The organism is Bacillus mexicanus (assembly GCF_050445615.1).
In the GTDB taxonomy this organism is placed as follows: domain Bacteria; phylum Bacillota; class Bacilli; order Bacillales; family Bacillaceae; genus Bacillus; species Bacillus mexicanus.
The window spans coordinates 714,971-735,837 of sequence record NZ_JBCEYV010000001.1; the positions used below are offsets into that span (position 1 = coordinate 714,971).

26 protein-coding genes and 5 pseudogenes are annotated in these 20,867 nt (G+C 41.0%); 24 read left to right on the forward strand and 7 right to left on the reverse strand.

Annotated elements, in window-relative coordinates; translation table 11 throughout:
- The first annotated feature begins 50 nt into the window (after nucleotides 1-50).
- The 7 genes and pseudogenes from brxA (at nucleotide 51) to AAGG74_RS03985 (ending at nucleotide 4,080) form a co-directional block, all read left to right on the forward strand.
- Nucleotides 51-485 carry a bacilliredoxin BrxA gene (gene brxA / locus AAGG74_RS03955; protein WP_162102687.1) on the forward strand — a complete coding sequence of 145 codons (435 nt, stop codon included), beginning with the start codon at nucleotides 51-53 and terminating at the stop codon, nucleotides 483-485.
- 41 nt (nucleotides 486-526) lie between these two features.
- Nucleotides 527-1,300, forward strand: a complete 774-nt coding sequence (locus tag AAGG74_RS03960) for a class I SAM-dependent methyltransferase (protein ID WP_162102688.1) — start codon at nucleotides 527-529, stop codon at nucleotides 1,298-1,300.
- A gap of 255 nt (nucleotides 1,301-1,555) precedes the next feature.
- Entirely contained in the window at nucleotides 1,556-2,170 is a 615-nt protein-coding gene (locus tag AAGG74_RS03965) for a YpjP family protein (RefSeq protein WP_429674579.1), read from the forward strand.
- A 17-nt stretch (nucleotides 2,171-2,187) separates the two neighbouring features.
- Nucleotides 2,188-2,721, forward strand: coding sequence for a phosphatidylglycerophosphatase A family protein (locus AAGG74_RS03970; protein ID WP_429674580.1), 534 nt, complete (start codon nucleotides 2,188-2,190; stop codon nucleotides 2,719-2,721).
- Between the two features lie 82 nt (nucleotides 2,722-2,803).
- Nucleotides 2,804-2,935: pseudogene (locus AAGG74_RS03975) on the forward strand (thymidylate synthase); the annotation flags it as partial.
- Between the two features lie 17 nt (nucleotides 2,936-2,952).
- Nucleotides 2,953-3,459 carry a dihydrofolate reductase DfrA gene (gene dfrA / locus AAGG74_RS03980; protein ID WP_429674581.1) on the forward strand — a complete coding sequence of 169 codons (507 nt, stop codon included), beginning with the start codon at nucleotides 2,953-2,955 and terminating at the stop codon, nucleotides 3,457-3,459.
- Nucleotides 3,460-4,080 (forward strand): lysophospholipid acyltransferase family protein, encoded by a 621-nt coding sequence (locus tag AAGG74_RS03985; RefSeq protein WP_429674582.1) that lies wholly within the window; start codon nucleotides 3,460-3,462, stop codon nucleotides 4,078-4,080.
- A 31-nt stretch (nucleotides 4,081-4,111) separates the two neighbouring features.
- Here the strand turns inward: AAGG74_RS03985 and trhA are convergent, their stop codons facing one another.
- The gene (gene trhA, locus AAGG74_RS03990; RefSeq protein WP_429674583.1) at nucleotides 4,112-4,753 is read right to left on the reverse strand and encodes a PAQR family membrane homeostasis protein TrhA; all 642 of its coding nucleotides are present in this window, start codon (nucleotides 4,751-4,753) and stop codon (nucleotides 4,112-4,114) included.
- A 20-nt stretch (nucleotides 4,754-4,773) separates the two neighbouring features.
- A complete protein-coding gene (locus tag AAGG74_RS03995) occupies nucleotides 4,774-5,772 on the reverse strand; it encodes a sigma 54-interacting transcriptional regulator (RefSeq protein ID WP_429674584.1) in 999 nt (332 codons plus the stop codon).
- A gap of 234 nt (nucleotides 5,773-6,006) precedes the next feature.
- Here AAGG74_RS03995 and ilvA point away from each other — a divergent pair, with 234 nt between their 5' ends.
- The 7 genes and pseudogenes from ilvA (at nucleotide 6,007) to AAGG74_RS04030 (ending at nucleotide 11,377) form a co-directional block, all read left to right on the forward strand.
- Nucleotides 6,007-7,275, forward strand: coding sequence for a threonine ammonia-lyase IlvA (ilvA, locus tag AAGG74_RS04000; protein WP_429674585.1), 1,269 nt, complete (start codon nucleotides 6,007-6,009; stop codon nucleotides 7,273-7,275).
- Nucleotides 7,276-7,361: 86 nt separating this feature from the next.
- The gene (locus AAGG74_RS04005; protein WP_429674586.1) at nucleotides 7,362-7,613 is read left to right on the forward strand and encodes a DUF2535 family protein; all 252 of its coding nucleotides are present in this window, start codon (nucleotides 7,362-7,364) and stop codon (nucleotides 7,611-7,613) included.
- Between the two features lie 150 nt (nucleotides 7,614-7,763).
- Nucleotides 7,764-8,345, forward strand: a complete 582-nt coding sequence (locus tag AAGG74_RS04010; RefSeq protein WP_162102697.1) for an SCO family protein — start codon at nucleotides 7,764-7,766, stop codon at nucleotides 8,343-8,345.
- Nucleotides 8,346-8,422: 77 nt separating this feature from the next.
- The gene (locus tag AAGG74_RS04015; protein ID WP_429674587.1) at nucleotides 8,423-9,187 is read left to right on the forward strand and encodes an SGNH/GDSL hydrolase family protein; all 765 of its coding nucleotides are present in this window, start codon (nucleotides 8,423-8,425) and stop codon (nucleotides 9,185-9,187) included.
- Nucleotides 9,188-9,196: 9 nt separating this feature from the next.
- On the forward strand, nucleotides 9,197-9,760 hold the full coding sequence (locus AAGG74_RS04020; RefSeq protein WP_429674588.1) for a YpmS family protein: 564 nt from the start codon (nucleotides 9,197-9,199) through the stop codon (nucleotides 9,758-9,760).
- 12 nt (nucleotides 9,761-9,772) lie between these two features.
- Nucleotides 9,773-9,968: pseudogene (gene ypmT / locus AAGG74_RS04025) on the forward strand (protein YpmT).
- Between the two features lie 71 nt (nucleotides 9,969-10,039).
- A complete protein-coding gene (locus AAGG74_RS04030; protein ID WP_429674590.1) occupies nucleotides 10,040-11,377 on the forward strand; it encodes an MATE family efflux transporter in 1,338 nt (445 codons plus the stop codon).
- A 49-nt stretch (nucleotides 11,378-11,426) separates the two neighbouring features.
- Here the strand turns inward: AAGG74_RS04030 and AAGG74_RS04035 are convergent, their stop codons facing one another.
- A complete protein-coding gene (locus tag AAGG74_RS04035; protein WP_162102702.1) occupies nucleotides 11,427-11,852 on the reverse strand; it encodes a MarR family transcriptional regulator in 426 nt (141 codons plus the stop codon).
- Between the two features lie 131 nt (nucleotides 11,853-11,983).
- Between AAGG74_RS04035 and msrA the strand changes: the two genes are divergently transcribed.
- Together msrA and msrB are read left to right on the forward strand one after the other, a co-directional pair.
- On the forward strand, nucleotides 11,984-12,517 hold the full coding sequence (gene msrA / locus AAGG74_RS04040; protein WP_429674591.1) for a peptide-methionine (S)-S-oxide reductase MsrA: 534 nt from the start codon (nucleotides 11,984-11,986) through the stop codon (nucleotides 12,515-12,517).
- On the forward strand, nucleotides 12,518-12,952 hold the full coding sequence (gene msrB / locus AAGG74_RS04045) for a peptide-methionine (R)-S-oxide reductase MsrB (protein WP_429674592.1): 435 nt from the start codon (nucleotides 12,518-12,520) through the stop codon (nucleotides 12,950-12,952).
- 44 nt (nucleotides 12,953-12,996) lie between these two features.
- Here the strand turns inward: msrB and AAGG74_RS04050 are convergent, their stop codons facing one another.
- The 3 genes from AAGG74_RS04050 to AAGG74_RS04060 form a co-directional block, all read right to left on the reverse strand.
- Nucleotides 12,997-14,022 (reverse strand): SDR family NAD(P)-dependent oxidoreductase, encoded by a 1,026-nt coding sequence (locus AAGG74_RS04050; protein WP_162102705.1) that lies wholly within the window; start codon nucleotides 14,020-14,022, stop codon nucleotides 12,997-12,999.
- 484 nt (nucleotides 14,023-14,506) lie between these two features.
- Nucleotides 14,507-15,460: a spore maturation protein CgeB gene (cgeB, locus tag AAGG74_RS04055; protein ID WP_429674593.1), complete on the reverse strand. Its 954-nt coding sequence runs from the start codon at nucleotides 15,458-15,460 to the stop codon at nucleotides 14,507-14,509.
- 6 nt (nucleotides 15,461-15,466) lie between these two features.
- On the reverse strand, nucleotides 15,467-15,868 hold the full coding sequence (locus tag AAGG74_RS04060; RefSeq protein WP_429674594.1) for a protein CgeA: 402 nt from the start codon (nucleotides 15,866-15,868) through the stop codon (nucleotides 15,467-15,469).
- A 205-nt stretch (nucleotides 15,869-16,073) separates the two neighbouring features.
- On the opposite strand from AAGG74_RS04060, the pseudogene AAGG74_RS04065 reads away from it, so the two are divergent.
- The 8 genes and pseudogenes from AAGG74_RS04065 (at nucleotide 16,074) to AAGG74_RS04100 (ending at nucleotide 20,700) form a co-directional block, all read left to right on the forward strand.
- A pseudogene (locus AAGG74_RS04065) lies at nucleotides 16,074-16,326 on the forward strand (spore maturation protein CgeC).
- Nucleotides 16,327-16,401: 75 nt separating this feature from the next.
- Nucleotides 16,402-17,682: a spore maturation glycosyltransferase CgeD gene (cgeD, locus tag AAGG74_RS04070; RefSeq protein WP_429674595.1), complete on the forward strand. Its 1,281-nt coding sequence runs from the start codon at nucleotides 16,402-16,404 to the stop codon at nucleotides 17,680-17,682.
- Between the two features lie 28 nt (nucleotides 17,683-17,710).
- Nucleotides 17,711-18,490: a spore maturation N-acetyltransferase CgeE gene (gene cgeE, locus AAGG74_RS04075; RefSeq protein ID WP_429674596.1), complete on the forward strand. Its 780-nt coding sequence runs from the start codon at nucleotides 17,711-17,713 to the stop codon at nucleotides 18,488-18,490.
- Nucleotides 18,491-18,558: 68 nt separating this feature from the next.
- A complete protein-coding gene (gene yoyG / locus AAGG74_RS04080; protein WP_429674597.1) occupies nucleotides 18,559-18,684 on the forward strand; it encodes a YhzE/YjcZ family sporulation protein YoyG in 126 nt (41 codons plus the stop codon).
- 102 nt (nucleotides 18,685-18,786) lie between these two features.
- A pseudogene (locus AAGG74_RS04085) lies at nucleotides 18,787-19,141 on the forward strand (aminotransferase class III-fold pyridoxal phosphate-dependent enzyme); the annotation flags it as partial.
- 332 nt (nucleotides 19,142-19,473) lie between these two features.
- Nucleotides 19,474-19,554: pseudogene (locus tag AAGG74_RS04090) on the forward strand (YokU family protein); the annotation flags it as partial.
- 85 nt (nucleotides 19,555-19,639) lie between these two features.
- On the forward strand, nucleotides 19,640-19,864 hold the full coding sequence (locus tag AAGG74_RS04095) for a YozE family protein (protein ID WP_429674598.1): 225 nt from the start codon (nucleotides 19,640-19,642) through the stop codon (nucleotides 19,862-19,864).
- A 155-nt stretch (nucleotides 19,865-20,019) separates the two neighbouring features.
- Nucleotides 20,020-20,700 carry a hypothetical protein gene (locus AAGG74_RS04100; protein ID WP_162102711.1) on the forward strand — a complete coding sequence of 227 codons (681 nt, stop codon included), beginning with the start codon at nucleotides 20,020-20,022 and terminating at the stop codon, nucleotides 20,698-20,700.
- Here the strand turns inward: AAGG74_RS04100 and AAGG74_RS04105 are convergent.
- Nucleotides 20,697-20,840 (reverse strand): hypothetical protein, encoded by a 144-nt coding sequence (locus AAGG74_RS04105; protein ID WP_429674599.1) that lies wholly within the window; start codon nucleotides 20,838-20,840, stop codon nucleotides 20,697-20,699. The genes AAGG74_RS04100 and AAGG74_RS04105 overlap by 4 nt on opposite strands.
- Nucleotides 20,841-20,867: the final 27 nt, after the last annotated feature.

A 20,867-nucleotide genomic window follows, 5' to 3' on the forward strand; every position in this document is an offset into this window, starting at 1 on the left:
CTATAGTATCCTTTACTTCATATGAAGGATACTAGAGGGGGCTTTTTTTTATGTCAATGGCTTATGAAGAATACATGCGCCAGCTTGTTGTGCCGATGCGCCGCGAGCTGACGGGAGCAGGTTTTGATGAATTAGCAACAGCGGAAGAAGTAGAAAACTTTATGGAGAAGGCAGAGGGCACAACTCTTGTCGTCGTTAACTCTGTGTGCGGCTGTGCGGCTGGCCTTGCACGTCCTGCGGCAACACAGGCAGTTCTCCAGCATGACAAAACACCTGACAATACGGTGACGGTATTTGCGGGCCAAGATAAAGAAGCCACTGCAAAAATGCGTGAATATTTTACCGGCCAGGAGCCTTCTTCACCGTCTATGGCTCTTTTGAAAGGAAAAGAAGTCGTGCATTTCATTCCGCGTCACGAAATTGAAGGACACGATATGGAAGAAATCAAGAAAAATTTGACTGCTGCCTTTGATGCACACTGCTAAATGCCCGTTTTCCGGGCATTTTCTTTTTGGGAGTACAAAAGATGATAACAACAAGCTATAGACCGTCTGAACACACCATAAAAACCGCAAAGCAGCTTTCAAAAGAGCTGCATATGCCATATTGCAGCCGAAATAAACAAACGGTTGAAAATCTGCTGAAGTTAGCTGAACACGATTTGCTTGTGGTCGGCAAAGAGAGATTTGAACTTTATACGACACAAGGTGCCAAATTCTTTTTTCACCCGAATACAGCAATGTTCAGAGCCAAACGCTTCATACGGGGCGAGCGGGAGCCGTTGCTTCAGGCAGCTGGTTTATCGGAGGGAGATACGTTTTTAGATTGCACACTCGGGCTGGGCTCAGATGCCATTATTGCAAGTATGGCAGTAGGCGAAACAGGTTCAGTGATCGGGATTGAAAAAAGCAGTCTTGTCTCCGCGTTGGTGAAGTTGGGACTGCTTTCATGGGAAACGAAGATAGAAGAGCTTCAGGCTGCAATGAGAAGAATCCAAGTGAAGCATGGAGATTCATTTAAATACATTAAGCAGCTTCCTGACAACTCGGTTGACGTGGTTTATTTTGATCCGATGTTTCATGAGCCTGTAGAGACATCTGACGGCATCGCACCTTTACGGGATTTGGCAGAAGATTCAGTTTTACATGAAGAGTGTATTAAAGAAGCGGTGCGCGCTGCCAGAAAAAGAGTTGTGCTGAAAGACCATTGGAAAAGCCCGAGGTTTGAACAGTTTGGCTTTAACGTCATGAAAAGAAAAACAGCGCTTTTTCATTATGGTGTCATCGAAGCCCGTGATTGAATTCACGGGCTTTCTGTCAGTCGGTGACTTCCATGACGACAAAGTATAACAATGTTAAGAGTGAAACTGTGGCAAATAAAGCGTCAATCATGCAGAAAGCCTCCTTTCACAAAAAATTGTAAGCGTTTTTACAAGAAGTGCAAAGTACCGAATCTCCTAATTTACATATCAGTTTCATATCTTACATGACTTGCATGTTTAGGGTGTGCTAAAATAAGAGAAAAGTGAAAATAATACAGAGAGGAATAAGCAGTCATGAAATTGTGGATGAGAAAGACTCTTGTGGTTTTATTTACCATCGTAACATTCGGGCTCGTATCTCCTCCGGCTGCTCTTATGGCAGACAAGCCCTCCGGACAGCCGAGCAGTCTTGAGCAGAGTGATTACACCGCTTTTTATGATGAGCATGAGCTGTACGATGATGATACATCGGAAGACAGGCAAGACCCTGAACTGCTTTTTCAATTGTACAAGGAAGAGCTCCTTGACAGTGCTGAGGATCAGTCTTTTTTGAAATTCGGCAGCAAAATCTCTACTGTCATTGAGGATGACTATCGGAAAGAGATTCTGCCGCAAATTGAAAATGTAATAAGTAATTATTTAGCGACATTGCAAGATAATGAGGCATATCAAGATGTAGTGATCTCGAGCACGCCTTCAGGGGGCAAAACGGAAAAAATATTCAACGTTTACAATCGGAAGACTGGAGAAGACCTCCTTAGATTTCACGTGCGCAGAGACCATCCGCCTCACGACGGCTACTGGTTTAATTTTCACTATCATTCAGCAGAAGATAGATTTCAATCACATCATGAGCTTGGGAGCATTTACTGGGACCGCAACACGCCTCCCAACTGGATGAGTGCGTAAAGGAGATGCCATTAGACATGAAAAAGTACACAATGAATGAAATGGTCGATATAACTAAAGATATGCTGCACAAACGCGGTGTTATGATAGAAGATATTGCGCAGATTGTTCAAAAACTTCAGGAAAAATACAATCCAAATCTGCCGCTCAGCGTATGTATGGAGAATGTAGAAAAAGTGCTGCACAAACGTGAAATTGTTCACGCTGTTTTGACAGGCCTTGCGCTTGATCAGCTCGCCGAGAAGAAACTTCTTCCGGAACCGCTGCAGCATCTTGTTGAGACGGATGAACCGCTTTACGGCATAGATGAAATTATCCCTCTTTCAATCGTCAATGTGTACGGATCGATTGGCTTAACTAACTTCGGTTATTTGGATAAAGAGAAAGTTGGTATTATTAAGGAACTTGATGAAAGTCCGGACGGGATTCATACCTTTTTGGATGATATTGTGGCAGCACTTGCGGCAGCGGCGGCGAGCAGAATTGCCCATACACATCAGGATCTGCAAGATGAAGAAAAAGAACAAGATGAAAAGCCACTCATTAGGTGACAATAAAAAATCATTTCTGGGTTCAGAAATGATTTTTTATTGTGTTACACTACTAGAAGATTACTTTTAAAGGATGAAAAAAATGAAACAATATATGGAGTTATGCAGACATGTCGTAGAGCATGGTGAAAAAAAGGGAGATCGGACAGGCGCTGGAACAATCAGCACCTTCAGATATCAAATGAGATTTCAGTTACAGGAAGGCTTTCCGATAAAAGGAGTGATCAGCGTATGATTTCGTTCATTTTTGCGATGGATGCCAACAGGCTGATCGGCAAAGACAATGATTTGCCGTGGCATTTGCCTAATGATCTTGCGTATTTTAAAAAAGTAACATCAGGGCATTCAATCATTATGGGCAGGAAAACATATGAATCGATTGGACGGCCGCTCCCAAACCGGAAAAATATCGTCGTCACATCAGCGCCGGCTTCACAATTTCCGGGATGCACGGTTGTCAGTTCGATAAAGGATGTACTGGACATATGTTCAGACTCTGAGGAATGTTTTGTGATCGGAGGGGCTCAGCTATATACAGCGCTGTTTCCTTATGCAGACAGACTGTATATGACGAAAATTCTTCACGAGTTTGAGGGCGACCGACATTTTCCCGAATTCGATGAGACCGATTGGAAGCTGGTTTCAGCTGAGAAGGGAATCAAGGATGAAAAAAACCCTTACGATTACGAATTTCTGATATATGAAAAAAAGAATTCTTCTGAATCAGGAGGATTTTAATTGTTCCGCTACAGTTTGCTAGTCGTTTATATTGTATATATGCTGTTGAAACATATGAAACAATTATTTAATCAAAGGATGCTTGACCCTCGTCTTTCATACAAAAAACAGATGACGCTTGTTTATGAGCAGCCAAAGGCGTTTTTGGAAGGCTGTATCGGCATTACCGGTTCAGTTGTGACGATCCATCAGCCTGAGCAAATACCGCACGGTCCTGTTTTGTATGTGCATCCCCGTTTACATGTGACGGAACTGGCCTTAATTGCTGGATATATTGAGGAACCGGCCGGCTTTATTGCCAAGCCAAAAGCATTTCGCCTGCCTTTTGTCGGGCAATGGCTAGATCGGATGGATGTGATCTCAGACGGCGATTCAGAAAAGGTATATGAAGATGTGACGAAACAGCTGGAAAAAGGACAAAGTCTGATTCTTTCATTAAATGGTTCTATAGATCCTGTAGCGCTTGCAAGCCGCCATCAGCTTCCATTGGTAATGGTGGAGACGAAAGGAACAGAAGATCTGCTAAAGGGATCGTTCTTTAAACGGTTAAAGCCTGCAGATATTGAATTGTCCTTTTCAAAAGCCTGGATACCTGCAAATGAAAAACAATTAAGAGCATAAAAAAGCGCAGTCGTTAAGACTGCGCTTTTTGCTATGAAATGAATGGCACCCTTACACAATAAAACAGGACACAGAAAAACATCGCAGCGCTTCCGCCTAATACAAAACTGTGCCAAATGGCGTGATGGAAGGGGATCTTTTTCCAAATGTAAAAGATCGTTCCGACAGAGTATAAAACGCCCCCCAGAAAAAGAAGGCCGAATCCCGCTCCGCTCAGCGAAGCATATAAAGGTTTAACCGCAATCATCATCAGCCAGCCCATGATCAAATACATGAAGGTTGACAATAGGATAAAGCGTTTCACGAAGAAAATTTTAAAGACGATTCCGCCAAGGGCAAGAGACCAGACGATAATCAGCAAAGTGAAGCCGAGTGTGCCTTTTAGCGGCCCCAGCAAAAAAGGGGTGTAGGTTCCGGCGATCAGTACGTAAATGGCGCTATGATCAATAATCTCTAAAATATCCTTCGTCTTTTTATGTGTGATGCTGTGAAGCAGTGTGGAGCTTAAATATAACAGCAACGTGGAAACACCGAATATCGTAAAGCTGACAATATCCCATGCGGACCCGTAATGAGCCGCAAATATGATCAAAAACACTAATGCTGGTATAGACAAGATCACACCGATGCCATGTGTAATTGCATTGGCGATCTCTTCTTTGATTGTAAACAAGTGCATTCTCCTTTCAATCTCTAGATTATTTGATGTTTCAGTGTTTCTAAAAAACTCAGTCCCTCTAATGTAATTTTAGTGCCGGCGCGCCCGCGGCTTTTAGTAAGATAATCTTTGTTCTCTAAGTAATCGAGACGGCTTCTGACCTGCTGCGGAGTTAACGAAGTTTTGCTGTTTTTGCTGTGTTCCGAAATGATTCTTCTGCTGGCTGGTTCTCCTTTTTCGTTTAATATTTTTATGGTTTCCAAAATAAACAAAAACTCAGCTTTTTCCATTAATGTAAGCAACTTCACTTTTTTCTTCGATGCTTTTTCGTCTATAGCGTCCCTCATATATGGCGGCAGGTCATATGGATGAACGGTTCCCCCGTTTGAGACTGCCGCCATATAATGTGCGGCGTTTTTTAATTCCCGGACATTACCTTCAAATGGGTGCTGCTCAAGCAGCGAAAAAACTGAGGGATCGATTAACATTTGCTGCCCTGAATTTGAGAGAAAATACTGTGTCAAAAGCGGTATATCGCTTTTACGTTCAGACAATGCGGGCAGTGTGAGTGTTAAAATATTCAGTCTGTAAAATAAGTCTTGCCTGAAAGTTTGACCATCTGCGCATCTAACTGTGGAAGCACAGATCAAGCGCGGTTTCTCTGTGTCTGAATCAAGTGCTTTTAGCAGTTCAGCCTGTACAGAAGCAGGCATGCGCCAAACTTCATCAAGAAATAGGGTTCCTCGCGCCGTTTTTTGATATGCACCTGAGTGTCCATTAAGGCCAAAAAGCTCATGCATAAGGCTTTCTTCAGTATGTGTGCTGCAATTGATGCTAATATAGGATTCGTTATTTCTCGAAGATTCCTGGTGTATTGCTTGTGCAAAATGATTTTTGCCTGTTCCGATTTTTCCTGTGATCAGAACTGGAAACTCCGATAATGAGAACTGCTTGGCGATTCGCTTCGCTTCCAGGAATGTTTGATGTTCTCCAATTAGATGTTGAAATGCGCTGGATAGTAGTGTGGTATTCATCAATTGGCTCCTTTTGGTTCTAATTGGTTTATTATATCATGCCATTTGGCTGAAAACATCCTTTATTTCCGATCTTCTTTTTTTCTTAGACATTCCAAGGCACCACAGACACAGATATTGCGTAAGAAATCTGTATTTTTGAAATATAAAATAAAAATAACTATCTTATTTTTTGAATATTCATGTTATAATGGCATATTAAATAGAGATTTAAAATAAGAAAGGAATCTGTACATGAAACCGTTGCTTAAAGAAAACTCTCTCATTCAAGTGAAAGACATTTTAAAAGCGCATCAAAATGTAAAAGATGTTGTGATCCATACACCTTTGCAAAGAAATGACAGACTTTCGGAGAGATATGAATGCAATATCTATTTGAAACGTGAAGATTTGCAAGTTGTCAGATCATTTAAGCTCCGAGGGGCTTATCATAAAATCAAACAGCTTTCCAGCGAGCAGACTGAGAATGGAGTTGTATGTGCGAGTGCCGGAAACCATGCCCAAGGCGTGGCGTTTTCGTGTAAATATCTTGGCATTCACGGGAAAATCTTTATGCCGTCTACAACACCGAGACAAAAAGTGTCTCAAGTTGAACTGTTCGGAAAAGGGTTTATCGATATTATTTTGACAGGTGATACGTTTGACGATGCGTATAAAAGCGCTGTTGAGTGCTGCGAGGCGGAATCCCGGACGTTTATCCATCCTTTCGATGATCCCGATGTGATGGCCGGACAGGGGACGCTGGCGGTCGAGATTTTAAACGACATTGATACGGAGCCGCATTTTCTGTTTGCGAGTGTCGGAGGGGGCGGACTTCTCTCAGGTGTAGGTACATATTTGAAAAATGTGTCTCCTGCTACAAAGGTAATTGCCGTTGAGCCGGCGGGTGCGGCCTCCTACTTTGAATCAAACAAAGCCGGGCATGTTGTCACCCTTGATAAAATTGATAAGTTTGTCGATGGAGCAGCTGTGAAAAAAATTGGGGAGGAAACGTTCCGAACGCTGGAATCTGTCGTCGATGACATTCTCCTCGTACCTGAAGGAAAAGTATGTACGTCCATTCTTGAATTATATAATGAATGTGCGATTGTTGCTGAACCGGCTGGAGCTCTTTCTGTCGCAGCGCTTGATTTGTACAAAGAAGAAATTAAGGGCAAAAACGTGGTGTGTGTGGTCAGCGGAGGCAATAACGATATCGGAAGAATGCAGGAAATGAAGGAAAGGTCATTGATTTTTGAAGGACTTCAGCATTATTTTATCGTCAATTTTCCGCAAAGAGCAGGGGCGCTCCGTGAATTTCTTGACGAAGTCCTCGGACCTAATGACGACATTACAAGATTTGAATATACGAAAAAAAATAATAAAAGCAATGGACCTGCCCTTGTCGGCATCGAATTGCAAAATAAGGAAGACTATGGACCGCTGATTGAAAGGATGAACAGAAAACCGTTTCATTATGTAGAGGTAAATAAGGATGAGGATTTGTTCCATTTGCTGATCTAATTTTTTTGCTGAACCGCGTAAAATGACAGACAGCCCGGCTGGCATTGTATATAATAGAAGAAAAACAAAAAAGAGGATTGATTAGCTTGTTACTCAAAAGCCTAGAGTTCAAACGCAGTGATGGGATTCAGGTGAAAGTGACAGAAATACCTGTATTAAAGGAAGATGAGCACTATTTCTTTATGTTACATCATCATTTGCAAATCTACTTAAAAGAAGTGTTTTCATCAAACTGCAGGGCAAAAGTGTATTCTTTCCGACATTATATGAAGCGCCGAATGAAATGGACAGATTATCAGGCTGTTTTTCATCAAGAGGTGTTAAAGTACAACGCTTAATATGCCGTTTATCACCTGTATGTTCCTCAATTTGCTAATTGGGGGGCATGCAGGATTTTTTTGCCCAATATCGAATACAAACATGGGACGCAAGCAGGCAAGGGTGATTTCGAAAAAACGCTTTTATGTTGGCTGGAAAGGGTGAAAGTCATGAAAGTGATCAAGGGTTTAACGGCAGGACTGTTTGTACTGTTTTTGTATGCCTGCGGAGGACAACAGATTAAAGATCCGCTCAATTATGAGGTGGAACCCTTTATCTTTCAAAATCAAGATGGAAAGAACGTTTCTTTAGAGAGTTTAAAAGGAGAAGTATGGCTGGCGGATTTTATTTTCACCAACTGTGAGACTGTTTGTCCTCCGATGACCGCTCATATGACCGAGCTCCAAAAAAAGCTGGAAGCCGAGAAGATAGATGTCCGTATCGTATCATTTAGCGTTGATCCAGAAAATGATAAGCCGAAACAGCTGAAAAAATTTGCTGCAAACTACCCATTATCGTTTGATAACTGGGATTTCCTCACGGGGTACAGCCAGAGTGAGATTGAGGCGTTCGCGCTTAAGAGCTTTAAAGCGATTGTGAAAAAGCCGGAGGGAGAGGACCAAGTCATTCATTATTCTACCTTTTATTTAGTAGGACCGGACGGCAAGGTGCTGAAAGATTATAATGGAGTGGAAAATACACCCTACGGTGACATTATTGACGATGTGAAAACAGCCAGTGTACTCAAGTAAGCTAGCAGACTAGGCATTTTCAAATCTGCTAAAACATGATACACTTTCCACTAGTAGAATGGGAAGGAGCAACAAGATTGAAGCTGCGCATAGCACTCATGGCCAGTTTGATTTTGCTTCTTACTGCTTGTACGGGTATACGTACAGCATCTGAGGGAAAACAACAAGCCCATGAACCGAAAACGAAAGAGCACATTGTCATTGCAGCTGTCGGAGATTCGCTGACAGAAGGAGTCGGAGATCTCGAAGGAAAGGGATATGTTGGCAATGTTGCGGATTCTATCCGATCAGATAAACAAGTCAAAACGGTAGACGTGAAAAATTATGCCGTGAAAGGGAACCGTTCGGACGATTTGTTAGAGAAACTAAAAGATAAAAAGGTTCGAAAAGGCATAAAGGACGCAGATTATGTCTTTTTTACAATTGGCGGTAATGATTTGATGAAAGTCCTTCGCCAAAACTTTCTGCAATTAACCATTGAACCGTTTCAGGAAGCGGAAAAGCCGTACGAAAAGCGCTTTAAAAAAATTATTTCTGAAATTCGAAAGCTGAATGATCACGCTGAGCTCATTTATGTCAGCATGTATAATCCATTTACGTTTACGTTATCTGAATTAAATGAAATAAACGGAGTCGTCACTGATTGGAATCATATTGCTGAAAAAGAGCTGAAAAAAGATAAACATGCAAAAATCATTCATATTGAAGACTTGTTCAATAAAAAAAGTGACAGCAGCCGAATTTCTGAGGACGATGATTTTCATCCTAATGGTACGGGTTATTCCCTTATCGCGCAGCGTGTCTATCAAGCCATAAAAAAAGAAGGATTACCGAAAGAATAGGGTGACATCATGAATATGTGGAAACGATTGTTTTTTATATTACTTACAATCAATATTGTCCTGGCTGTTGGGTTTACAGTCCTTGTTATGCTGCCGGGAAAACAAGCACAGGTGAAAGAATCAACCAAGAGCGAATACGGATTTCAAGTGACAAGCACAAAAGAATCATTAGCTGCGTTTATCAATTCATATTTAAACGACAAAGCATCAAACAAGCTTGATTATAAAGTAGAGATTGAGGATGATGTTCATGTCGCAGGGAAAATAAAAGCTTTTTCGACATCCATTGATGCGTTTGTCGCTTTCGAACCGACCGTGAAAAAAAATGGAGATGTGGAGCTGAATGTGACGAAATTTTCATTAGGGAAATTGAGTATTCCCATTAGCTTTGTGTTAAATTATATGGGCAGCTTTTACGAATTGCCGTCATTTGTGCATGTCCATCCCGGTGATAAAAGCATTGAAGTTCGTCTGTCAGAAATGCCTTTAACGAATGGAATGTATGTCAAAGCGGATAAAATAAATTTAGAAAAAGATGAAATTGAGTTTTCCTACTATCATCCTAAACAATAGAGGTGACTGAAAATGAAACGTATTTATCAGTATTTCAGTTTATTATCCTTTACATTTTCTCTGTACTTCGGCTGGCTTGCATATCATCATCTGGCCGCTGAAAACATGGACCAAATGTACTTGAATATTTCCTATTGTACCTTGTTCCTAAGTGTGATGGTGCTTACATTCGGTATGAAAGACCGAAAAAAAAACGGATAAATCATGAAAAAAGAGACATGAAACAACGTCTCTTTTTTCATGCGGCCAGATGAAAATTTGAGAACATAAGGAGAAAAAATGAAAGCATACGATTTTACAGAAGGGAACGTACTGAAACAGCTTGTGCTTTTTTCAACACCTATTATGCTGGGGAACGCATTGCAGGTTTCTTTTCAATTGATAGACAGTTTGTGGATTGGAAATTTACTAGGAGCAAAGGCTCTTGGGGCAGCTGCGGTATCAAGCACAATTGTTTTAACTATGCTGTCTTTTATTTTGGGCCTTAATAATGCGACATTAACGATTTTGTCACAGCAAAAGGGGAAAGATGATGAAACAGGAATGGAGTCGTATATTAACGCTTTTGTGGTCTTATTAACAGGTTTAAGCATCGGATTCGGAGCGGCCGGTTTTTTTCTGTCAGATCCCTTGCTTCGTCTGCTGAAAACGCCTGAGTCGATGATACCGCTGGCTGAGACCTATTTACAGATTCAATTTATCGGTATTTTATTTTTGTTCGGTTATAACTTTATCAGTACTGTATTGCGGGCGCTCGGTGACAGCAAAACACCTCTCCGGTTTATTGCGTTTGCCGTTGTGCTGAATGCGGTATTGGCACCGCTCTTTATTTCTGTGTTCCGTATGGGAATAGCGGGAGCTGCTTATTCGACGATTTTGTCCCAAGGTATTGCGTTTCTGTACGGATTGTTTTATGTCATCAAACACAAGCTTGTGCCATTTTCTATTCCGCGAATGCCCAAATGGGGAGAGTCCGCGCTGATTTTGAAACTTGGGATTCCGGCAGGCCTGCAGATGATGGTGATTACAGGCGGAATGATGGCGATTATGAGTGTTGTCAATTCATACGGAGAGCACGTGGTGTCAGGTTTTGGCGCGGTGCAGCGGCTCGACAGCATCATCACACTTCCGGCTATGGCAGCCGGTACGGCGGTTAACAGTATGGCAGGTCAAAATATCGGAATAGGAAACGATAAAAGAGTAGGAGCAATTGCGAGACTAAGTGTGATAGCTGTTATTTCTTGCATGCTGGTGATTGCAGTGATGATATGGGTATTTAGTAAAGAGCTCATGAAGTTGTTTATCAGCGAGCCAGATGCGATTGCATTTGGTGAACAATATTTGCGGTGGATTGCTTTCTTCTATCCTTTTATTGGGATTAATTTCGTGCTGAACGGAATTGTCAGAGCTGCGGGAGCGATGATGCAGGTCTTAGTTTTAAACGTAATATCGTTTTGGGTGTTGAGGTATCCGTTCACCGCTCTATTTTCAGCATGGCTTGGACAGAAAGGAATTGGGCTCGGAATCGGAATGAGTTTTTTATTAAGCAGCTGTGCAGCATTTTTGTATTACAGATACGGTCGTTGGAAAACAATGAAACTGTTTACTGAAAAATAAGGAAGCGCTGTAAAAAGCACATACCCTTGTGTGGAGGTATGTGCTTTTTTTAACGGTTTTTATCTAGTTTGCTGAAAAGCTCAATTAATGAGGCTAGTTCAGCGTCACTGTAACAGTCAAAACGTTTAAAGAAATATTCCGTTTTTTTCTCGTTGAAATGCTGGAGGACTTTTTCGCCTGCTTCAGTGATATGAATACGGATAATCCGTCTGTCTTCCTTCGATCTGATTCTCGTAATCCATTCCTTTTCGACCAGCGCATCAGTTACAGCCGTAATGTGGCTTGCCGAAACCTCTAAAATAGGCGCAAATTCGGTTACTTTTTTAGGGCCTTGATCATTGAGAATTCGCAAAATGGTGAATTCATTCCGTGACAGTTCTTTATCTAGAATCTCATTGATTTCATTGCGTATTTGTTTAAAGACTTTACGAAGTAAAGTTTCCATATCGTACATCATCTGTGTTCTTACTTTCAAATTTGTGAACCTCCATTACATAAGCATATTGCTTAAAACCTATAGATTTTTATGAAAAGCAGAATCGTTTTCATTCTATTTTTACATGCTATAATATAATAATACCACGTATTAACAAAGGAGGCACCAGTATGTCTGAAAAAAAAGAAATCGCCACATTTGCAGGAGGCTGTTTTTGGTGTATGGTTAAACCTTTTGACGAACAGCCGGGAATTGAAAAAGTGGTGTCCGGGTATACAGGCGGCCATACTGAAAACCCTACGTATGAAGAAGTGTGCAGTGAAACGACAGGACATCGTGAAGCCGTTCAAATCACATTCCGTCCCGATGTGTTCCCTTATGAAAAACTGCTTGAATTATTTTGGCAGCAAATCGATCCGACAGATGCCGGCGGCCAGTTTGCTGACCGGGGCAGTTCCTACCGTGCCGCTATTTTTTATCATAATGATAAACAAAAGGAGCTTGCGGAAGCTTCCAAGCAGCGTCTGGAGGAAAGCGGAATCTTTAAAGATCCGATTGTAACAGATATTTTAAAAGCTGAACCTTTCTACGAAGCGGAAGGCTACCATCAGCATTTTTATAAAAAAAATCCAGGGCATTATCAGCGCTACCGAACAGGTTCTGGACGTGCCGGATTTATCAGCGAACATTGGGGGGCGAAGTAAATGGCGAATCATAAAGAAGAAAAAATTCAGTCACTAAACCGGATGCAATATGAGGTGACGCAAAATAACGGCACGGAGCCGCCGTTTCAAAATGAATTTTGGGATCATAAGGAAGAAGGGCTGTATGTAGACATTGTGTCCGGTGAGCCGCTATTTACATCTAAAGATAAATTTGATTCCCACTGCGGATGGCCAAGCTTTACAAAGCCGATTGAAGAAGAAGAAGTAGAAGAAAAGGTAGACACGAGCCACGGAATGATTCGCACAGAAGTGAGAAGCCGCATTGCTGATTCTCATCTTGGCCACGTATTTAATGACGGGCCGGGGCCAAGCGGGCTTCGTTACTGTATAAATTCAGCTGCGCTGCGATTTGTGCCGAAAGAGAAGCTGAAAGAAGAAGGATACGAAAACTATCTTCATCTCTTTGATAAATAAGATGCAAAAAAACAGGCCTGCCTACTGGATAGACAGGCTTGTTTTTATGCCTTTTTTTCTTGATGCAATTCTTCAATGATCTGGGCAATCCTGTCTATTGTAATAAGCGGAGCTTGATCTGATTGATATCCGGGAAGAGTGACTTTGCGAAAATCGGGATGTTTTTCCGGCTCGGGAAGGATTGCATAAAGATCACCCCATTCATACAGTGATTCAATTTCATGGGGAGATGTTAATTCTTCATGAAGCTTTTCACCAGGGCGTTTGCCGACTTTTACTGCGGCTGGACGAGGGAGTCCGTGCTTTGATGCATATTCCTCAAACCCATGAATCAATTCTTCAAGTCTTAATGATTCCATTTTAAAAATAAAAATTTCTCCGCCTTTGGTAATAGCAGCTGATTGCAATGTTAGTGTAGCTGCGTCATCTATTGACATGAAAAATCTGGTCATATTTTTGTCCGTGATGGTCAGCGGTTCACCTTCCATCATTTGTTCAAATAAAATAGGGATGACTGAACCCCTTGAGCCGAGAACATTTCCAAAACGAACCGAACAAAATACGGTTCCTCTGTTTTGAATATGGCAGTTTGCTTGATGAAACAGCTTTTCAGATAACAGCTTCGTAGCACCCATTGTACTCACAGGAGATACAGCTTTATCTGTACTTATGTTGATAACATGCTGTACTTGATGTAAAAGGGCAGCCTCCACTACATTTTGTCCGCCGATGAGATTGGTCTGGATGGCTTCAAATGGATGGTTTTCACAGGTGGGAACCTGTTTCAGTGCAGCTGCGTGAAAGACGATATCGACTCCTTTCATCACCTGATTCACTCTTCTATGATCGCGCACATCTCCGAGTACAAATGAAAGCCGCTTATCTTCAGCATATTTTTGACTCATGACATACTGCTTACTGTCGTCTTTGCTGAATACAATCACCTGTTTTGGAGTAAGCAACAAAAGGCGTTTGACAATGTGACTTCCAATTGAACCCGTTCCGCCAGTGACTAAAACGATTTTGTTATGGAAAAATGGTTTTAGTTCTGCTGTTTGCTGTTTAGACATGGCTTATCCTCCAACTCTCGTTTCTCTACCATGCATCATATGTTCATTTTTGTTTCTGAGTTAATGATAGCAACCAATAAAACAAAATTTAGGGGAATGATTATGTCATAGAGTGTTCTTTTGAATAACAAAGACACAGGCAGAATCAATTAAACTAAATAAACTGTGTGCTAAATATTCAATATAATAATATGACGCGCTTCAAAAACAAATCGACAAAGTCATCCTACGCACCCTGCAAAAGTGAATGATATTAGAAACACTAAATAGGTTAGGTCTCTCTGTCAAACAATGTATATATTTTAAAATGGAAATAACAGTAATAAAGGAACGGAGACCAAGTGACAATGTTGGTAAACACCGCGGGATTGCTGCCTAGCTTGACACCACTTTCTTACAGCTCATCATGTGAATGGGGAGTCTCCTTTTAAAGGCATAGTGTAAACAGAGACAGATAAAAAATCGTCCATAAAATGAACGATTTTCAAGAAAGTTCCAGATGAATTGCCTTTAGCTTTGCAGGAAGCGCATCAAATGTATTTGCGGGTACGGTTTCTTTGTAATTGGCTGCCGCTGCTTTATGCCGTTCTTCAGGATGGTTGATATAGAAATCGGCTTTTTCCTTAAAGTCGTTCAGGCTGTGATAAGAAATAAAGGATGAAAAAGGATAAGCCGCGGGTAAATCTGTTAATTGAAATGCTTCACATGCAGCGATATCAAACGCTCGGTTATTTAAACTAGCATTTTTGATGCGAATGTGATTTTTGTTGAGAGGGAAATGATAAGGTCGATGTGCATTGATTACGATATCTGCCCCGTTATAATAATGAACAGCCTGTTCGGGTGGAATCCATGTGCTGATGACATCGATATGCGGCTGTTTGAGCACTTTTTTAGGCAGGTATTTTCTCCATTCCGTGCCGATTACTCGCACCGTGTAAGGCAGATGTGCCGTTTCTTTTATAAGCTGAACCCGATTAGAGTAAGGATAGCCGATGATAAGCAGATTTGAATGGAAAGAGTGTTCTGTGTCCATTTTTTTAAACAGCCGATGATGAACTGGAATCGGAATATAATAGACATGCTGGTAGCCACGCTCCCGATAATAGAGAGCGGCATTTTGATCAATCGTTAATATGGCGTCAGCATGCTTTATCACCTGAAGACTGATATCTATATAAAATGGATCTTCGGTCAGCCAAACATACACGGGCACATCCTTACTCTTTAACCAGGTTAGCCAGTCGTAAGGAACGCGGTCTCCAACCATCATGAGTGCGAGGTCTGGCTGAAATGCTTCGATCTTCATTAGAGATTCTGCTTCCGGTGTATCTGCGGACATATACTCTGTATCAGTGGTCCGAAAACTTTCTGCAGCCCAGCGATCAAAATAATTGTAAATTCCTCCGTATCCCGACTGGATATATAAAACTTTCATCAGATGTTAGGAAAAGAATGTAACGCTTTCTACTTTGTCTACATCAATTAATGTTGTAGCTTGACCTGCCGGAGTGACGGAGCTTTCCTGTGTGACGTATACGATACCGTGAACTTGATCGAAATATACGAAGACTACCGGTCCGATCATGTCACCGGAATCAGTTACAAGACTGATTGTAGTGCCTGGCGTGGTTCTGGCAAAAATCCATCTGGGCGGAAGGGAAGGGTCTAAAAGAGATTCTGCCGCAGCAGTTTCTCTTTCATCTATTTTTTGGTCAATGGCAGCTTCAAGCATATCTTTAAGATGATTATCCACGTTTACTCCTCCTTCTGTTGCAGTTGGAAATAAAGGGTTTAAAAGAGTTTTAATCAAATCCTTTTTCAACTGTGCGTTTTCAGAGCTCATTACATACACCTCCTATTCAATAGTGAACTCACGTTAATCATATTCCTCAGCCAGCCATTTCGTATGAGCCGAACGCCGTACCTGATCTATTTTTATATATTTAAGAAAAATGCTGATATTTTAAAAGAGTGGACATAGCCCGTGCCATAAATCGAAGTCAGTTCATATTGTGAAATAGAGTATAAGGATAAGGGAGAGGGCTTGTTTGGATTTAGAGCAACACGTGAATTAAGAGGAAAACCAAGATAAACTACATTTTTTCTGCTTTTGCTGATTTTGCTCATGCGTCAGTCATCTGCTGAAGGAAATCCATCTGATCTCAGACGCCAGCTCGTACTTGCAAAAGAACTTGGCGTACCGGTTTCAGCAGTTCATTTGCCGAATGGAATACGCTTTAAAACGTCATCGTAAAAGTGATTCTGACAGATGTGGTTGTTTTTCAAAACCCGGTAAACTGAGGTGCTTTTTAAATGATGTCAGGGGCTCTGCTTGCTGCGGAGCCGTTTTTATGTTTGACGATGGGGGCTGTTTAGGTGGGAGAGAAAGTGTCTATTATTTTAACTAGTTACAACAAACCTGATTATTTGCAAAAAGCGATTGAAAGCGTCATAAAGCAAACCTATGCTTTGTGGGAGCTTTTGATCATGGATGATCATTCTAATGAAGAAACAACCGCGATGATTCACAGGTATCTTCATGACAAGCGCATTCGTTATCAAAACAGTTTTATACATCCTGCAGAACGATTAAAAACAACCCGTTATGCCACATTAATTAATGATGCACTCCCATTTACTGATGGCGATTACATTTCCTATCTCACCGATGACACTGTTTATCATCCTGAAAGGCTGAGCCGGATGGTGCAGACGTTTTCAGATAAGCCTGAGGCACAGGCGGTCTACTCAAAACAGAAAGTTGTACATGTAAACGAACGGGGAGAAGAAATCTCACATTTCTATAGAAATGCCGATGCAATACTTGATCAGGCTGCATTTCAAGTCGATCACTGCTCAGTTATGCACCGCCGTTCGTTACTTGATCGTATTCAACATAAATATGGAAGCTATTGGGATGATGATATGAAGCATTGGAATCACGGGGACTCAATTTTTTGGTCCAGAATCAACAACTTTTCCCCATTTCTGCCGATAAATGAAGTATTAGATACAACCTATAAAACCCCTGATTCATATCAAAATGCCTCTCGGTTTCTGCCCGCCGATTTGATTGACGGCTCTTTTGTAAAAGGTTCAGATCGACAGGTGTATTTTCTAGAGCGGGGTGTAAGGCATCCTGTCGGGGAAAGATGGTGTCCGTTGTATCTAAATCGTACTGTGGCGGTTCCAGACCCATATTTATTCCAATATAGAACCGGGGAAATTTTAAACATTCCGAATTACATTTTAGTAAAGGAAGCTGACCGGCCCGAAATATTTTATATCGAATCCGGAAAAAAAAGGCGGATTGTCGGTCAGTATGCTTTTCAGTTTTATCAATTTAAAAGAAAAGACATACTGACAATTGAAAAAGAAGAACTAGATATGATGCCGGAAGGGCTGCCGATTATGCGGGAACGCTCTGAATTGATTGAAAACCCGCCTGGGCGAAGGTTGTTTTTCATAGAACGTGAGCCATTTTTGTTTTTAAACGGCGTTTTTCATCCGATTAGTAAACAAGTAGCAAGGAAGTTCTTTTTACATCAGAAGCCAATACCCTCTTCTTCCCTAAATATTAGGGAATTTATAATTGGAAAGCCGTACTATCCGGTGTACGATGAGATTATAAAGAAATTGAATATTGCAATTGAATAAAGGCATAGGTCATAAAAAGGAGACGTTCATGACAGGTCATTATGCAAAAACGGAACATCAATATATATTGTTAACGTCTGAATCGGCATCGTTTGAGCATTACAGCATTTATAGAGATCCGAAGCTTCCGCATATTTTTTCTCATAACTTTGTGCAGCTTCATGATACATTTCCATTGGAGCGGCTACTGAACTTTTTGCCCTCCGTACCAAAGCTGCTTGATGCGAATTATCTTCATTTAAAAGCGTCGCCGCAGCATGTTTTTCCGCTCGGTTTAAAGCAATCGCTTGTCAAAAGCGGGTTTGTCGTCGAGGATGAGCTGTTATATGATATGAAGCTTCGTGACTGGAAAGGGCAGGTTGGGCATCCGTTAACGGCATGGGGAACGGCAAAAAGTCTTAGCGACGGATCATCTATTATGAAAATTTATGATTCCATTTATATAGGAGAAGCGCTCGCTGAACAAAAAATAAAAAGAAAATATCCTTTTTATGAATCAGGGACGATCATCCTTGTTGTTTGTTACAGCGATGAGTCGCAGAAGCTTCCTATCGGGTGCGGTGAGCTGTTCATTCATCCGAAAGAAAAAACGGCTAAAATGGAAGAAGTGGCTATTTTGGACCAGTTTCAAAGGAAGGGCTACGGCGGTATTTTAGTGAAAGAAATGCTGTCAATTGCCAAATCGCTAGGAATGGAAGCTGCCTATTTAGTGACTACAAGCACTGATGGCGCAACCCATTTTTACGAAAAGCTGCTGTTTAAAAAATATGAGCGGATGCATACTGTTTTTCATTATTTTCTTGTATGAAATAGGCGTTTGCACAAACCATTTGGGACTTGGCCCGCATAACATGCCATATATCGTGATAAGAAAGGATGAAAAACAGCATGTATGGATATCCTGGGTACGGTTACGGATTTGGCTGCGGGACAAATACGTTTGTATTGATTGTCGTCTTGTTCATTTTATTAATTATTGTAGGAGCCGCTTTCATTTGCTAAAAGTGTGCAAAAGGGCCTTTCCTCCAGAAGGGCTCTTTTTCGATGACATGGGGCGTCATGACGCCATTTGGACACTCATACAATAGATCAAAAGGTGGGAGTATGAGCAGTTATCTGATAAACCTTCGGCTATCGGCGGTTAATTATCAAAAGGTTCATATGTATCAGACCGGAAAAAGATATTTTGAGGGTTCATCAGGTGCGGTGACATACAATATTGGCCACGGGGGCCGGGATATGACTGAGAAGCTGAAGAGCAGCTTGATCAAGTAACTTTTGTCTGCTGCTCTCAGTTTGCGAGCATGCCTGCCGAGCAATTGGCTGCTCTCTTGGCGCAGGAGTTGCGGGGAGATGTCAACTGGTCTTTTTGTCAACAGCGAATAAGCGCTAGAAAATGCTATGAAGATCTCCATTCAATATTGGCAGGGAAAAAGAAAATGAAAAATCTATCTTTTTGTTTAGCGGAAAAAGTTTAGTGTATTGAGTTAGATTTACCTTATAAATGTGACGCTAATCATAAATGGGGTTTGTCTAATTTTCATTATTGTTTTATTTCTTCGCTAAACTCAATTTTAAAAGGAGCACCTTGATTGAGGGATTAACCTATAAATAAGATGCACAAAAAACACCTTCAAGTTTGAAGTTGGATGATTGTTATCCGACATTAGAGTAGGGGTGTTTTAGTTATCCGCTTAAAGTGAAACAAAAGGGTGTGGACACTTGGCGGGTGCCTATGAAAGAACAGAAATGAATATGAAGAATAAGACGCAGATGCAGACATGGGCTGGAAAACTGCCTGAAAGCCTGACATATCAGTAGCTCATGGGGATAGAAAGGATTCTGAAACGCAATTATTTTGATTTCTTCTAAAAGGTGTTCGGTATTCTTTTGTTGTAATTTTACACTTGAACTGTATAATAGAACAGCAAAAGACAGACATCAGGAGGGGAAACCCATGAAATCCTTTTACCATTATTTATTAAAATACAGACACCCGAAACCTCAGGACAGCATCAGTGAATTTGCCAATCAGGCGTATGAGGATCACAGCTTTCCGAAAACCTCAACCGATTATCATGAAATCAGTTCATATTTAGAGCTGAATGCTGATTATCTTCATACAATGATGACGTTTGATGAAGCTTGGGATCGATACGAGGCAGAAGTGCACAGCAAATAATTGATTCATCCGCAGATCACTGGATCACTGCGGATTTTTTTATGTCTTTACCCACTCTATAATTGGATATTCCCTTTGGTTTTCATGCCCATGCGAATTTGCGTCACTCGGCATACGATAGCGTATGAGAAATGTTGCGGCGAGGGGGAGACACCATGAAGCAAAATAAACCGAAATTTCAAGTAGGGGATATCGTAGTCGTCATTATGTATGGAACAGTCGGCACTGTCACAAAAGTACACCAAATTGATAAACACTATCTTTATGAAGTCAATCATAATGAAGTCTTATACTTTGAATCGTCTATTCAGCTTTATAAAGATTATGAAGGTGTCATTGTCGACATGGAAAAACTTGATATTGAGTATGAATTCCTTATTGGGGATGTCGTTTATGTAAAAGATTATGGAAAAGAACTCTTTCGCATTATTGGCCATAGAACAGAAATTTGGAGATATTTAGAAGATGGGTGGGAAGATATCATTTATGAGCTGACTCGTTTAAAGGATGGAGAGTGGCTTGAAACGGAGGAAGAGGATCTCACGCTGGTGCTGAGAAAATATGAAATGGACCAGTTTGTCCATCAGCTTTTGTTTGTCCACTATGTCGGAGAAACTGGCCATGAGATCGGCGAAGATATTGCATCGTCTGCTCTTCTTCAGTTTGAAGGCGATGGTGATGATCAAGATACCCTTCATATCCTTGCTGTATCAATTGTAGATGAGCTTCTGGATATTTATAATGACTACAAAATTTTGTACGACATGTTTCAAGATGAAGAATATAAAGATATGATGATTTTTGTTTTGGAAAGTTTAAAAGAGCATTTTAGTTAGTTTGCGAATAAACAGATCAAAACATATAAAAAATAAGGCAGACAGCCCCAAATCATTACATGCGTCATTTTTTTGAGCGTTTTTTCCATGAGAATATCAAATCTGTCTCCGTCCAGTGCTTCCATCATTTTAGCAATCATTTTCGTCAGCCTCCCATGGCTTGTTTT